Source organism: Streptomyces sp. NPDC093261 (assembly GCF_044753645.1).
Lineage (GTDB): Bacteria > Actinomycetota > Actinomycetes > Streptomycetales > Streptomycetaceae > Streptomyces.
On sequence record NZ_JBIVNO010000040.1, the window covers coordinates 1 to 13,661 of the forward strand.

Genomic DNA, 13,661 nt, shown 5'->3' on the forward strand with positions numbered 1-13,661 from the left:
CAGGCCCGCCCCTTCAAGTGGACCAAGACCGCAGACCAGATCATCGACCGCATCTGCCGCTACTGCGACAGGATCTCCGGACCGGCTCACTAGGGGAAGGGCCGCGCCTGCGTCAACTCGTCGTAGACGCTCAGCACCTGGGCCACGGTCTCGTCCTCGGTGGGCCACGTGGCGGCCTGCCGGGCGCCCCTCTCCCGCAGCAGCTCGCGGCGCACTGGGTCGTCGAGGAGTCGTACGACGGCGGTGGCGAGGGCCGCCGCGTCGCCGAAGGGGACGAGTTCGGCCGCGTCGCCGACGAGTTCGCGGATACCGCCGACGGCCGTGGCGACCAGCGGCACGCGCGCGTGCAGGGCCTCCTGCGCGAGGAGGGACCGGGACTCCCAGCTGCTGGGCAGCAGTGCCAGATCGGCGGCGGCGAGCAGTTCGCCGACGTCCTCTCGCCGCCCGACCAGTCGCACTGGCAACTCCTCGTCCTCGATGCGCCGCTGAAGCACCGTCCGCAGTGGCCCCTCCCCCGCGACGACGACCAGGGGCACCGGATCGAGGCGACGCCAGACACGGGAGGCGTCGAGCAGCACGTCGTATCCGCGGTACCGCTCGAGGGAGCCGACCGCCATCAGCAACGGCCGGCCCGTCGCGCCGAGTTCGGCCAGGGTCTTGGAGCGCAGGCGGTCGGGATCGTCGTCCTCGGGGGACGTGCGGGGAGCGGGCAGGGCGACGGCGGCGAGCCGAACGTCCCGCGCGCCGCGGCGGCGGGCCCGGTCGACCAGGTCGGAGGAGGTCCCGAGGACGACGGTCGCGGCCTTGGCCACCCGCCGTTCCATCAGGCGCCTCAGATGGGCGCGAGCGCCCTCGGCGTGCGCCCGCGTATGCCAGGTGACCACAAAGGGGGTACGCCGCCCGCCGAGCGCGAGCGCGGCACGCAGACCCGCGTGCAGCCCATGGGCGTGCACCAGGTCCGCCTCGGCGCAGACGCCGCGGAGTGCGGCCAGGGAGGTCGGATCCGTGCTGCGGGGCACGGGGATGTGCCGGGCGCCGACGCCGGTGAAATCGTAGATGCGCTCGGCCTCAAGGGGGGCGCATACGGTCACCTGCACGCCCCTGGCGACGAGGCCCGCGGCCAGCGACCGCACATGCGCGCTGCTGCCCGCACTGCCCCCGCCGAGCACCTGCACGGTGCGCAGCGGCGTCCGGCCGTGCGCTGAGTGGCTGCTCGCGAGGCTCACGTGGCCGGGGCTCCTGGTTCGGCATCGGGCGGTCACGAAGAAACGTACAGAAGGATCGCGCGATGGGCGTGGACCGCGCGAGGTGCTCCGCGGATGACTCAAGCATGCCAGGGCGCGGGGGTGGTGCGGCACCGGCGGAGGGCGGCGACGGAGGCGGACCGAGCGACCGGCGGCACGCCCGGTCACTCCCCCGGGTGAGGCGCGACCGGCGGCACGCCCGGTCACTCCCCCGGGTGAGGCGCGACCGGCGGCACGCCCGGTCACTCCCCCGGGTGAGGCGCGTGGCGGGGTCAGGTGGTGTGTGCGGGTGCCATGGGTGAGCCGGTTCCCCAGGTCCTCGCCGCCTCGGTCACCTTCTCCCCGCACGCGGCCGCGGCGACGAACGCCGCCGCGTGGGCGAGGAGTCCGGCCCGGCCTCCCCCACGCCCGGCGCCGCTCAGGCGGGGAGATCCCCATCCGACGGCCACGGCGGTCCCGAGGGCGGCGCCGAGGGCATGGGCTCCGGTGTCGCCGAGCATCGCCCGCTCGCCCACATCCTCGGGCAGCACCGCGGCGGCGCTCCCCAGCACGGCGGCGCACAGCCGCCCGCCCGCTCCCGCCCGCGGCAGCCCCGGAGCGGCCAGGGCGAGGACGGTTCCGGCGGCCCGCCCCGGCCGCACGTCCACAAGGTTGACGAAGTGCGCGGCGCCGGCGATCACCACCCCCGCCAGCACCTTGTCCAGCGGCCGCCGCTGCAACGCGGCCCCCGCGGCGAGCGCCGCCGCCGAGATTCCGAACAGCTTCACCGCACCGCTGGTGACCTCGCCGTCCCGCAGGGCCGACAGATGCGCCCGGAACCCGCGCCGGGGGTCCCCGGCGCCTACGACGTCGTCGTAGGCGCCGCAGGCACCGGCGGCGAGCACGGCGACTCCCGCCGCCGGGTGGACGCGCCCGGCGGCGAGCGCCACGGCCACGGCCGACGCGGGGCCCGCGTACAGCTCGACGGTCCGCCCCGCGTGGTTCTTCCGCTCCCAGCGGCCGGGGCCGCCCGGCGCCAGCGCGCGCAGGGCGCTGGTGGTGGCGCGGGTGACGGCCGCGGCGCGGGCGAACGAGACCGTCCTGCGAGAACGCGTGATCATCCCGCCACCCTACGGGAGCCGGCCGACGGCGTTTCCCGCCAGACGTCCGCACGCCAGACGTCCGCACGCTAGTGGTCTGCCCGCTTGGGGTCTGCCGCTAGTCGTCTGCCCGCGCCGTCGCCAGCAGCTCCTCCGCATGCGCCCGGGCGGTCTCGGAGTCCTCCTGGCCCGCCAGCATCCGGGACAGCTCCCGGATGCGGTCCTCGCCCTCGAGCACCTTCACGCCCGACCGGGTCACCGACCCGTCGTTCGTCTTCTCCACCAGCAGTTGCCGGTCGGCGAACGCCGCCACCTGCGGCAGATGGGTGACGACCACGACCTGCGCGGTCTTCGCGAGGCGGGCCAGGCGCCGCCCGATCTCGACCGCCGCCTTGCCGCCGACGCCCGCGTCGACCTCGTCGAAGAGGTAGGTGGGCACGGGGTCCGTCCCCGCGAACACGACCTCCACCGCGAGCATCACCCGCGACAGCTCACCGCCCGAGGCGCCCTTGGCGATGGGCCGCGGCGGCGCGCCCGGGTGGGGCGCGAGCAGCAGCTCGACCTCGTCGACGCCCGACGGCCCGTACGCGACCGTGCGCCCGCCGACCTCGACGCCGTCCGGGTCGTCCGTCTGCCGGATCTCGAACGACACGCGTGCGTGCGGCATGGCGAGCGAGGCCAGCTCGGCGGTGACGGCGGCGGCGAACCGCTCGGCGGACTCCGTCCGCGCATCGGTCAACGCCTGGGCGAGCGCGCCCAGTTCGGCGCCCAGCGCGTCCCGCTCGGCGGCCAGCTCCTCGATCCGGTCGTCGTCGCCGTCGAGTTCCGTCAGCCGTGCGGCGCTCTGCTCGGCCCATGCGAGTACGGCGCCCACGTCCTCGCCGTACTTCCGGGTCAGCGCGGTGAGGGCGGCTCGCCGCTCCTCCACGGCCGCCAGCCGCAGCGGATCGGCGTCCAGGTCGTCGGCGTACCCGGCCAGCTCCCCGGCCACATCGCCCAGCAGGATCCCGATCTCCCCGATCCGGTCGGCGAGCCCGGCCAGCACCGGATCGTGCGAGCGGACCGCCTCCAGGGCCCGGTGCGCGCCCGCGACCAGCGTGGCCGCGTCGACGCCCTCGGGGTCCTCGGGATTGCCCGCCAGCGCCGCGTGCGCGGCGGTCGCCGCCGACGCGAGCGCCTCCGCGTGCCCCAGCCGCTCGGCCTCCTCGGCCAGCTCGACGTCCTCGCCGGCTCGTGGCTCCACGCCCGCGATCTCCTCGAGCCCGAAGCGCAGCATGTCGGCTTCCTGGGCCCGCTCGCGGGCGCGCGTGGTGATCTCCTCCAGCTCGGTGGAGACGGCCCGCAGCCGCCGGTAGGCCTCTCCGTATTTGGCGAGCGGCACGGCGACGGCGTCACCGGCGTACCGGTCGAGCGCCTGTCGCTGCCGGGACAGCTTCAGCAGGCCCTGCTGGTCGGTCTGCCCGTGCACGGCGACCAGCTCGTCGGCCAGCTCCGCCAGGACCCCGACGGGCACGGAGCGCCCGCCGAGGTGCGCCCGCGAGCGTCCCTCGGCGGATACGGTACGGCTGATCAGCAGCGCCCCGTCGTCCAGCTCGGCCCCGGCCTCTTCGGCGCGTACGGCGGCGGAGGCCTCGCGGGCCAGGGCGATCCGCCCCTCGACGACCGCGTTCTTCGCGCCGATCCGTACGAGCGCCGGGTCCGCGCGGCCGCCGAGCAGCAGGCTGAGGCTGGTGACGACCATGGTCTTGCCCGCACCCGTCTCACCGGTCACGGCGGTGAAACCGGGTGACAGCTCGACGACCGCGTCGTCGATGACTCCGAGCGACCGTATCCGCATCTCCTCCAACACGGAGAAGACCATACGAGGTCGGGCTGGGGATGTGCGAGCGGCCCTGTCACCCCGGAGGGGGACACCGCGCCCCGCATACCCTCAGCCCGCACCCTTCAGTGGGGCGCTCCCCGCCACCCGGACACGGGCAGGGCGAACTTCGCCACGAGCCGGTCGGTGAACGAGGCGTGGTGCAGACGGGCCAGCCGCACCGGCACCGCTCCCCGCCGCACCTCGACCCGCGCGCCCTGGGGCAGCTCCACCATCCGCCGTCCGTCGCACCACAGCACCCCATGTGGGGTGTCCGGCTGCACCTCCACCGCGAGCACGGAGTCCGGCGAGGTCACCAGCGGCTTGGCGAACAGGGCGTGCGCGCTGATCGGCACCATGAGCAGGGCCTCCACCTCGGGCCACACCACGGGCCCGCCCGCGGAGAAGGCGTACGCGGTGGATCCGGTCGGGGTCGCGCACACGATGCCGTCGCAGCCGAACCCGGTCACGGGCCGGCCGTCGATCTCCAGGACGACCTCCAGGAGTTTCTCGGCGGAGACCTTCTGCACGGCCGCCTCGTTGAGCGCCCAGTCGGTGTGCACGATGTCGCCGTTCTTGTGCACGACGACGTCGACGGTCATGCGCTCCTCGACCTCGTACGCCTTCATCACCACCCGGTCGACGACCCGGTCGAGGTCGTCGCGCTCGGCCTCGGCGAGGAAGCCGACCCGGCCGAGGTTGACACCGAGCATCGGCACCCCGGAGGCGCGGGCGAACTCGGCGCCGCGCAGCAGGGTTCCGTCGCCGCCGAGCACGATGAGCAGCTCGCACCCGTCGAGGCACTGCGGAGTGGCCTCCTTGACCAGCTCCACCTCGTCCGACAGCGGCAGGTCCGCCGCCTCGGCCTCCAGGACCCGTACGCCGATCCCGCACCGCACCAGTCCCTTGACCACCAGCTCGGCGCTGCGAATGGCCGCGGGCCGCCCGGTGTGGGCGAGCAGGAAAACAGTACGACCTGAGTTCTGTGTCAACGCGGCCCCTCCGCCACTGCTCGGTCAACGTCGGCCGGGTCCAGTGCGGGTGCCCCGGCTCGCAGCCACAGAAAGTACTCGACGTTGCCCGAGGGCCCGGGCAGTGGACTGGCCGTCACGCCCTTCACGCCGAGCCCCAGTTCCGCCGCCCGCCCGGCGACCCCGCACACCGCCTCGGCGCGCAGCTCGGGGCTGCGCACCACTCCGCCGCTGCCCAGCCGTTCCTTCCCCACCTCGAACTGCGGCTTGACCATCATCACCAGGTCGGCATCCGGCTTTGTGCACCGCACCAGGGCGGGCAGCACCAGTCCGAGCGGGATGAAGGACAGATCTCCGACGACAAGATCCACAGGTTCCCCATCGATCACCTCGAGCGTCAACTCCCGTACGTTCGTACGGTCCTTGACGGTGACGCGTTCATCGCTCTGGAGAGACCAGGCCAACTGTCCGTACCCGACGTCGACGGCGACGACACGGGCGGCGCCCGCGCGCAGCAGGACGTCGGTGAAGCCTCCGGTGGACGCGCCGGCGTCCAGCGCCCGCCGTCCCCGGACCGTCAGGCCCTGGGGCCCGAAGACCTTCAGCGCGCCCGCCAGCTTGTGGCCGCCCCGGGACACGTACTCGGGATCGCTGTCGTCCTGCGCGACGACGATGGCGGCCGCGGTCTCCACCTGGGTGGCGGGCTTGGTCGCGACGGCCTTGCCGACGGTGACCCGGCCCGCGGCGATCAGCTGACTGGCGTGCTCACGCGAGCGCGCGAGCTTCCGGCGGACCAGCTCCGCGTCAAGACGGCGGCGTGCCACTCCTGCCACGTTCGGTTCAGCTCCTGTTCTCGTACGGTCATCTGCCGTGTGTGACCCGAAGGGTCTCATTGGGGGGTGGTGGTCGGGTGACGGGCGGGCACCGGGGGTCCCGGGCGGGAGTCGAGCGCGGTGAGCACGTCACGCAACCCCTGGTGTACATCCTCGTACACCTCGACATGGCCGTCCGTGGCGAGGTGGTCGGCATCGGCCAGCCGCTCCAGCCGGGCGTCGACGTCGGGGTTCCCGGTGGGGGTCCGATCCACGTGCAGCGGGGCCGGGGCGGCCGGGTCGTACTCGGGTTCGGTCGCGGGTTCCACCGCGGCTTCGGCCATGGGTCCGGCCGTACGTTCGGGCGCGGACCCGGCCTGCTCCGCGGCCGTCTCCGCCGTCACCCTCGCCGCGGTCACAGAGTCGCTCATGCCCCGACGCTACCTCGTGGCGCTGAGGTACCGTCGCTGACGATGGCCACGATTGAGGAGTGCCGCAGGGCACTCGAGAAGTTTTCGGACAACCTGGCGGGCTCCGAGGGGGACGTGCGCGCGGCCACGGCCCTGAACCGCTCGCTCAGCTGCCGTATCACCGACCTGGACGTCACCTTCGTCGGCCGTCTGGAGGACGGCCGGATCGAGGTGCTCGACACACTCCAGGGACCGCCGCCCGACAAGGCCCAGATCAGGCTGGCGATGACGGGCGACGACCTGGTGGCGATGGTCGACGGCGAGCTGCACTTCGCCAAGGCGTGGGCCTCGGGCCGGGTGAAGCTCGAGGCGGCCCTGCTGGATCTGCTGCGACTCAGAAAGCTCCTCTAGTCACCGCAGCGGCTCCTCGGGCCGCCCTCCCGGCCCGCGGCGGGCGGACTCCCTCCTCCGGCCCGCGGCGGGCAGACTGCTCCTCCGGCCCGCTGCGAGCAGACTGCCTCCTCCAGCCCGCTGCGGGTCAGGTGCCTCTCCCCGGGCCCGCGGCGGGTCAGGTGCCTCTCCCCGGGCCCGCAGCGACTCGGAAGGCCTCACCGGCCCCACGGTGGCTCAGGCGACCTCTTCGGCCGCGCCCCGTGTGCGTGCCCTGCGTGCCGCGGGCACCACCAGCGGGGTGCCGGTCTCCGGGTCGTCGATGACCTGGCAGCGCAGCCCGAAGACCTTCTCGACCAGTTCCGCCGTGACGATGTCCCCCGGCGCGCCCTCGGCGACGACCTCGCCGTCGCGCAGGGCGATGAGATGGGTGGCGTACCGCGCCGCGTGGTTGAGGTCGTGCAGCACCGCGACCAGCGTCCGCCCCTGTGCCTCGTGCAGTTCGGCACACAGATCGAGTACGTCGATCTGGTGCTGGATGTCGAGATAGGTGGTCGGCTCGTCGAGCAGCAGCAGCGGGGTCTGCTGGGCGAGCGCCATGGCGATCCACACGCGCTGCCGCTGGCCCCCGGAGAGTTCGTCGACATAGCGGTCGGCGAGTTCGGCGACCCCGGTCTGCGCCATCGCCTCCCGGACGACCCGCTCGTCCTCGCCCGACCACTGGCGCAGGATCCCCTGGTGCGGATAGCGCCCGCGGGCCACCAGGTCGCCGACGGTGATCCCGTCCGGCGCGATGGAGGACTGCGGCAGCAGGCCCAGGGTCCGGGCGACCTTCTTCGCCGGCATGGACTGGATGACCTGCCCGTCGAGCAGCACCCGCCCCCGGGCCGGCTTGAGCATCCGGGACAGTGCCCGCAGCAGGGTGGACTTGCCGCAGGCGTTGGGCCCGACGATCACGGTGAAGGAGTGGTCGGGGATCTCCACGGACAATCGCCCGGCGATCACGCGCTGGTCGTAGGCGAGGGTGACGTCGTCGGCGCGGAGACGGTTCACGGCGCTCCTTGTGTCGTTCGTTTCGGGTCCGCCCGGGGCGCTCGGGGCACTCATACGCGGCCTGCCCGGCGCTCGCTGACCAGCAGCCACAGCAGATAGAGGCCGCCGAGGACCCCGGTGACCACGCCCACGGGAAGCTGGTCCGCGCCGAAGGCCCGCTGCGAGGCCCAGTCCGCGACGATCAGCAGGGTGGCCCCCATGACCATGGAGGCCGCGAGGTTCGGCCCGGGCGAGCGGGTCAGCCTGCGGGCGAGCTGCGGCGCGGTGAGCGCCACGAATCCGACGGGGCCCGCGGCGGCGGTGGCTCCAGCGGTGAGCAGCACCGCGGAGACCATCAGCAGCACCCGTACACGCTCGACGCGCACCCCGAGGGCGTACGCGACGTCGTCGCCCATCTCCGTCATCCGCAGCCCCCGGGACTGGCCGAGGACGATCGGGACGAGGACGGCGCACAGCGCGACCAGCGGCCACACCTGGTCCCAGTCGCGCCCGTTCAGGGAACCGGTCAGCCAGACGACCGCGCGGGCCGCGTCTACGAGGTCGGCCTTGGTGAGCAGATAGCCGTTGACCGCCATGACGACGGCACTGACGCCGATGCCGACCAGGACAAGACGGTGGCCGTGCACGCCCTGCTTCCAGGCGAGCAGATAGAGGGCGAGGCCGGTGGCCAGTCCGCCGACGAGCGCGCCCACGGCGACCTGGCCGGCACTGCCGGAGAACAGCACGATCACCACGAGCGCCCCGGCCGCCGAGCCCTGCCCGAGGCCGAGCACGTCCGGACTGCCCAGCGGATTGCGGGATATGGACTGGAACACGGCGCCGCCGAGCCCCAGTGAGGCACCGACCAGCAGGCCGGCGAGCACCCGGGGGAGCCTGAGTTCGGTGACGATGAACTCCTGGCCCGGGTTGCCGCCCCCGAACAGCGTCCTGAGGACGTCGCCGGCCGGTATCGAGAAGTCGCCGGTGCCGATCAGAAGAACGCTCGCGGCGAGCGCGACGGCCGGCAGCAGCACGACGACGGTGAGCGCCCGGACGTCGAGGCGTACGGAGAGGCCGCCCGGGGTGCGCAGGATACGGGTGCTCTTCACAGCCGTGCCGTCCGGCGTCGTCGTACGAGGAGGATGAAGACCGGGCCGCCGATGATCGCGGTCACGATGCCGACCTGGACCTCGGCGGGCCGGGCGACGATACGGCCGATGACGTCGGAGCCGAGCAGCAGCACCGGTGACAGGACGGTCGCGTACGGCAGGATCCAGCGCAGGTCGGGGCCGGTGAAGGACCGTACGACGTGCGGGACCATCAGTCCGACGAACACGATCGGGCCGCAGGCGGCGGTCGCCGCACCGCACAGCACGGTGGCGGCGGCCATGGACAGCGCGCGGGTGCGGTCGAGACCCGCGCCGAGGGCTCGGGCGGTGTCGTCGCCCATCGCCACCGCGTTCAGCGGCCGGGCGAGGCCCAGTGCGAGGGCCGTGCCGGCCACGAGGAAGGGCAGGACCTGCCGTATGGTCGCGTCGGTGGCCGAGGCCAGCGAACCCACCGTCCAGAAGCGCATCCTGCCGAGCGCCGCATCGTCCATGATCATCACTGCCTGGAGATAGCCGTAGAGGGCCGCGCTGATCGCGGTGCCGGCGAGCGCGAGCCGCACCGGGGTGGCGCCCCGGCCGCCGCCGAGAAACCACACCAGGGTCCCGACGGCGGCCGCGCCCAGGAAGGCGAACCAGACGTAGCCGCTCAGGCTCGTGACGCCGAAATACGTGATGGCGGTGACGACCGCGGCGGACGCGCCCGCGTTGATGCCGAGCAGTCCCGGGTCCGCCAGCGGATTGCGGGTGAGCGTCTGGAGCACGGCGCCGGACAGGCCGAGGGCGACGCCGGCGAGCAGCCCGAGCACCGTCCGCGACAGCCGGTCGCCGACGACCACGTCGGCATAGGTCCCCGAGTCGTGGAACAGGCCGTGCCAGACCTGCTGGGGCGAGAGCCCCTTCGCCCCGACCGCGATGCTCGCCAGCACGACGAGCGCGAGGATCACCAGCGAGAGGAGGAGTCCAAGGGACCGTATCGCCCGGCGGGTCGGGGGCGCGGGGGCGGTCTCCGCGCGTGCTTCGGGAGGACTGTCGACCAACACGAAGTTAGGTTAGCCTACCCTCGCTAATCGTTTGGGGGCCGCCCTCCCGTCTCACAGCCCCAGGCGTGCCAGCGCCTTCCCGCCGTCCAGCCCGCACCCGCCCTCACCGGCCGCCGTCCAGGCCGCCGCGCACAGCGCCCGCAGCCCGTCCAGCGCCTCGCCCTCGCCCGCCAGTTCCAGCCGTTCCCGCCCCGCCGTCGCGGTCCAGCCGCCGCAGCGGAAGCCGTCGCCCGCCGGCTCCACCTCCGGCTGACCGGACGGCAGCCCCCGCAGATCCGCGTCGACATACGTCGGCCGGCGATGCGCCGGAGCGGCCAGCAATTGGGCGCCGTCGGTCACCCCGGTCAGTACGAGCAGCGAGTCGACCTCGCCGTTGAACGCGCCCTCGATGTCCGTGTCGAGCCGGTCACCGACCACCAGCGGCCGCCGGGCGCCGGTCCGCAGGATCGTCTCCCGGTGCATCGGCGGCAGCGGCTTGCCCGCCACCTGCGGCTCGGCACCGGTCGCGATCCGGACGACCTCCACGGCCGCCCCGTTCCCCGGCGCGATACCGCGCGCGCTCGGAATCGTGAGGTCGGTGTTGGACGCGAACCAGGGCACCCCGCCCGCGATGGCGTAACACGCCTCGGCGAACCGCCCCCAGGCCAGCCCGGGCCCGCCGTACCCCTGCACCACGGCCGCCGGATCGTCATCGGCCGACTCCACGGGCACGAGCCCCCGCTCCCGCAGCGCGACGCGCAGTCCCTCACCACCGACCACCAGCACCCGCGAGCCGCCGGGCAGCTGCTCGCTGATCAGCCGGGCGACCGCCTGCGCCGAGGTGACGACGTCCGACGCCTCGGCCGGTATCCCCAGCTCGCTGAGGTGCTCGGCCACCGCCTCCGGCGTACGCAGCGCGTTGTTGGTCACGTACGCCAGATGCATGCCGTCCGATCGAGCGGTCCCGAGCGACTCCACGGCGTGCGCTATCGCCCGGCCGCCCGCGTACACCACCCCGTCGAGGTCGAGCAGCGCCGTGTCGTACGCCTCGCTCAGGGGGCGCGCACTGCCTTCGGGCCGCGTCCTGACGGTCTGGCTCATTGTGCATCGCTCCTCGTTCGCTCGTTTCCCCGATCATCCCCCATGGCACTGACACACTTACGATGCACCAATGAACACTGCAGGTCCCAGGGACGTATCAGCGAGCAAGGGCCTTGAACTGACCCCCTTCCGGGGCCTGCGCTACGACCCCGACCGCGTCGGCAGCCTCGCCGCGGTCACCTCCCCGCCGTACGACGTCGTCGTACGCCCGGACGGGCTCCTGCACCTGGAATCGGCCGATCCGCACAACATCGTCCGGCTGATCCTGCCCCAGGCGGCCACCCCGGCGGCACGCAACAAGCAGGCGGCCCACACCCTGCGCCGCTGGCTCGACGAGGGCGTCCTGCGGGCCGACGCCGAACCCGGTCTCTATGTCTACGAGCAGTGCGGCAACGGTATGCTCCAGCGCGGTGTGATCGGCGCGCTGCGCGTGTCGCAGCCGTCGGAGGGCGTGGTCCTGCCCCATGAGGACGTCATGCCGCATGTGATCGCCGACCGGGCGGCCCTGATGCGCGCGACCTCCGCCAACCTCGAACCCCTGCTGCTGACCTACCGGGGCGGCGGCGCCACGACCGGCGTGGGGGCCGTCATCGAGCGCACCGCCCAACGTACGCCCCTGCTGCGCACCACCACGGAGGACGGCTTCAGCCACCGCCTGTGGTCGGTCACGGATCCCGCCGAGGTCGCCGAGATCCAGTCGGAGCTGGCCCGGCACCAGGCCCTCATCGCCGACGGGCACCATCGCTGGGCGACGTATCTGCGTCTACGCGCGGAGCACGGCTCCCCCAGCCCCTGGGACTACGGTCTGGTCCTCCTGGTGGACACCGCCCGCTACCCCCTTCGGGTGCGCGCGATCCACCGTCTCCTGCACCGCCTTCCGGTGGCCGACGCCCTGTCCGCCCTCACCGGCCTGTTCCGCGTCCGCGACCTGGACGTGCCGCTGCCCCAGGCCCTGGACGCGCTGGCCGACGCGGCCGGTCACGGCAACGCCTATCTGCTGGCGGGCGACGGCGCCTTCCATCTGGTGGACCGGCCGTCTCCGGAGCTGCTGGCCCGCACGGTGCCCACGGGCCCCCCGGAGGCCTGGCGCACCCTGGACGCGACCGTGCTGCACCGGACGCTGCTGGAACACATCTGGCGCATCCCCGAGGACTCGCCGGAGCACATCGCCTACATCCATGACACGGCCGCCACGGTCGAGAAGGCCGAGCGCATCGGCGGCACAGCCGTACTGATGCATCCGGTCCGCGAGGAAGTAGTACGCGAGCTGGCCCGCCAGGGCGTGACCATGCCCCGCAAGTCGACGTCATTCGGTCCTAAGCCGGCGTCGGGGCTGGTCCTGAGGGCGCTGACCACCGGCTGAGGCACCCCGGCAACGCGAAGGGCGGGATCCTCTGGGATCCCGCCCTGCCCGGTGCGCGTAGGTCAGCCCCGGTCGCCGGCCTCGCCCTCGGCGCGCTTGGTGCCGTCCCCGGCCTCCTCGGCCTCCGTGGCGTCGTCGACCTCCGTGGCGTCGTCGACCTCCGTGGCGTCGTGGGCCTCCTTGGCCTCCGCGGTCGCCGGCTCGGAGGAGAACCCGTCGCCGCCGTCCTCGCCGGGGTTGTCCTCGCTCCCCTCCTCGTCATCCGCCTGCTCGTCGAGCGCGTCGACGAACTCCACGCCGTCCAGCTCGGCGAGCCGGTCGGAGGCATCCGTGCTGCCGTCCTTGTCGGCCTCGACGGCCTTGGCGAACCACTCGCGCGCCTCGCTCTCCCGCCCGGCGGCGAGGAGGGCGTCGCCGTACGCGTACCGCAGCCGCGCGGTCCACGGCTGCAGGGAGTTGGACGCCAGCTCCGGGCTCTGCAGCGTCACGATGGCGGCGTCGAGTTGCCCCATGTCACGGCGCGCACCGGCGGCGACGAGCCGCATCTCGACCTGGCCGGCCTTGTCGAGCTTGTGCACCTCGGGCGCACCGGCCATGTCCAGCGCCTTCTCGGGCCGGCCGAGCCCGCGCTCGCAGTCCGCCATGACGGGCCACAGATCGATGTTCCCGGTCATCCGCCGGGCCGCCCGGAACTCTGCGAGCGCCTCGCCGTACTTCTGGCTGGCGTACGCGGCGAAACCGGCGGCCTCGCGTACGGCGGCGACACGCGAGGCGAGCCGCAGCGCCACCTTCGAGTACGCGTACGCGCCCTCGGGGTCCTCATCGATGAGCCGGGCCACCATCACGAGGTTCCTCGCGACGTCGTCCGCGAGGGTCTTGGGCAGGCTCTGGAGCTCCTGCCGTACGTCCTTGTCGATCTCGTCGCCCGTGACGTCCTCGGGGATCGGCAGCCGCTTGATCGGCTCGCGGTCACGATCCCGCTCGTCACGGAACCGGCCGCCGCCGCGCCGGTCGTCACGGCGGTCGTCACGCCGGTCGTCACGGCCTCGGAAGCCGCCGGGACGGCCACCGCGGTCGTCGCGACGGGGGCCACGCGCACCGCGGTCATCACGGCCACGGAAGCCGCCGCGGTCATCACGGCGGTCGTCGCGCCTGTCATCACGGCGCTCGTCGCGCCTGTCGTCGCGCCGGGGGTAGCCGCCGCGGTCGTCACGGCGGTCGTCGCGGCGGAAGCCACCACGGTCGCCACGGTCCTCGCCACGACGGTCGTCAC

General features: G+C 73.5%; 13 protein-coding genes. 2 read left to right on the forward strand and 11 right to left on the reverse strand.

Annotation, left to right across the window (positions count from 1 at the left end; all coding sequences use genetic code 11):
- Positions 1-89 precede the first annotated feature (89 nt).
- The 6 genes from ACIP94_RS38095 to ACIP94_RS38120 form a co-directional block, all read right to left on the reverse strand.
- The gene (locus ACIP94_RS38095) at positions 90-1,226 is read right to left on the reverse strand and encodes a glycosyltransferase family 4 protein (protein ID WP_402436632.1); all 1,137 of its coding nucleotides are present in this window, start codon (positions 1,224-1,226) and stop codon (positions 90-92) included.
- 290 nt (positions 1,227-1,516) lie between these two features.
- Complete coding sequence (locus ACIP94_RS38100) at positions 1,517-2,344, reverse strand: hypothetical protein (RefSeq protein ID WP_402436635.1); 828 nt, start codon at positions 2,342-2,344, stop codon at positions 1,517-1,519.
- A 97-nt stretch (positions 2,345-2,441) separates the two neighbouring features.
- Entirely contained in the window at positions 2,442-4,184 is a 1,743-nt protein-coding gene (gene recN / locus ACIP94_RS38105; protein WP_402436638.1) for a DNA repair protein RecN, read from the reverse strand.
- An 83-nt stretch (positions 4,185-4,267) separates the two neighbouring features.
- Positions 4,268-5,173, reverse strand: a complete 906-nt coding sequence (locus tag ACIP94_RS38110; protein ID WP_402436641.1) for an NAD kinase — start codon at positions 5,171-5,173, stop codon at positions 4,268-4,270.
- Positions 5,170-5,985, reverse strand: a complete 816-nt coding sequence (locus ACIP94_RS38115) for a TlyA family RNA methyltransferase (RefSeq protein ID WP_402436644.1) — start codon at positions 5,983-5,985, stop codon at positions 5,170-5,172. Before ACIP94_RS38115 ends, ACIP94_RS38110 begins: the two co-directional genes overlap by 4 nt.
- 56 nt (positions 5,986-6,041) lie before the next feature.
- Entirely contained in the window at positions 6,042-6,395 is a 354-nt protein-coding gene (locus ACIP94_RS38120) for a hypothetical protein (RefSeq protein ID WP_402436647.1), read from the reverse strand.
- Between the two features lie 42 nt (positions 6,396-6,437).
- On the opposite strand from ACIP94_RS38120, the gene ACIP94_RS38125 reads away from it, so the two are divergent.
- Positions 6,438-6,785 (forward strand): SCP2 sterol-binding domain-containing protein, encoded by a 348-nt coding sequence (locus tag ACIP94_RS38125; protein ID WP_402436650.1) that lies wholly within the window; start codon positions 6,438-6,440, stop codon positions 6,783-6,785.
- Between the two features lie 216 nt (positions 6,786-7,001).
- Here ACIP94_RS38125 and ACIP94_RS38130 read toward each other — a convergent pair whose 3' ends face one another.
- From ACIP94_RS38130 to ACIP94_RS38145, 4 genes are read right to left on the reverse strand one after another with little or no spacing between them, the layout of a single operon-like run.
- Positions 7,002-7,871: an ABC transporter ATP-binding protein gene (locus tag ACIP94_RS38130; RefSeq protein ID WP_402436653.1), complete on the reverse strand. Its 870-nt coding sequence runs from the start codon at positions 7,869-7,871 to the stop codon at positions 7,002-7,004.
- The gene (locus tag ACIP94_RS38135) at positions 7,868-8,905 is read right to left on the reverse strand and encodes a FecCD family ABC transporter permease (protein WP_402436656.1); all 1,038 of its coding nucleotides are present in this window, start codon (positions 8,903-8,905) and stop codon (positions 7,868-7,870) included. Before ACIP94_RS38135 ends, ACIP94_RS38130 begins: the two co-directional genes overlap by 4 nt.
- Positions 8,902-9,945: a FecCD family ABC transporter permease gene (locus ACIP94_RS38140; RefSeq protein WP_402436658.1), complete on the reverse strand. Its 1,044-nt coding sequence runs from the start codon at positions 9,943-9,945 to the stop codon at positions 8,902-8,904. Before ACIP94_RS38140 ends, ACIP94_RS38135 begins: the two co-directional genes overlap by 4 nt.
- Positions 9,946-9,996: 51 nt before the next feature.
- Entirely contained in the window at positions 9,997-11,025 is a 1,029-nt protein-coding gene (locus tag ACIP94_RS38145; RefSeq protein ID WP_402436661.1) for an HAD hydrolase-like protein, read from the reverse strand.
- A 70-nt stretch (positions 11,026-11,095) separates the two neighbouring features.
- Between ACIP94_RS38145 and ACIP94_RS38150 the strand changes: the two genes are divergently transcribed.
- Positions 11,096-12,388: a DUF1015 family protein gene (locus ACIP94_RS38150; protein WP_402436664.1), complete on the forward strand. Its 1,293-nt coding sequence runs from the start codon at positions 11,096-11,098 to the stop codon at positions 12,386-12,388.
- A 62-nt stretch (positions 12,389-12,450) separates the two neighbouring features.
- Here ACIP94_RS38150 and ACIP94_RS38155 read toward each other — a convergent pair whose 3' ends face one another.
- Positions 12,451-13,338 (reverse strand): hypothetical protein, encoded by an 888-nt coding sequence (locus ACIP94_RS38155; RefSeq protein WP_402436667.1) that lies wholly within the window; start codon positions 13,336-13,338, stop codon positions 12,451-12,453.
- Positions 13,339-13,661 lie beyond the last annotated feature (323 nt).

Excerpts from the sequence above, each read along its gene's own strand:
- recN (WP_402436638.1), bottom strand. The coding sequence starts at position 4,184 with ATGGTCTTCTCCGTGTTGGAGGAGATGCGGATACGGTCGCTCGGAGTC.
- ACIP94_RS38125 (WP_402436650.1), top strand. The coding sequence starts at position 6,438 with ATGGCCACGATTGAGGAGTGCCGCAGGGCACTCGAGAAGTTTTCGGAC.
- ACIP94_RS38120 (WP_402436647.1), bottom strand. The coding sequence starts at position 6,395 with ATGAGCGACTCTGTGACCGCGGCGAGGGTGACGGCGGAGACGGCCGCG.
- ACIP94_RS38145 (WP_402436661.1), bottom strand. The coding sequence starts at position 11,025 with ATGAGCCAGACCGTCAGGACGCGGCCCGAAGGCAGTGCGCGCCCCCTG.
- ACIP94_RS38150 (WP_402436664.1), top strand. The coding sequence starts at position 11,096 with ATGAACACTGCAGGTCCCAGGGACGTATCAGCGAGCAAGGGCCTTGAA.
- ACIP94_RS38100 (WP_402436635.1), bottom strand. The coding sequence starts at position 2,344 with ATGATCACGCGTTCTCGCAGGACGGTCTCGTTCGCCCGCGCCGCGGCC.
- ACIP94_RS38130 (WP_402436653.1), bottom strand. The coding sequence starts at position 7,871 with ATGAGTGCCCCGAGCGCCCCGGGCGGACCCGAAACGAACGACACAAGG.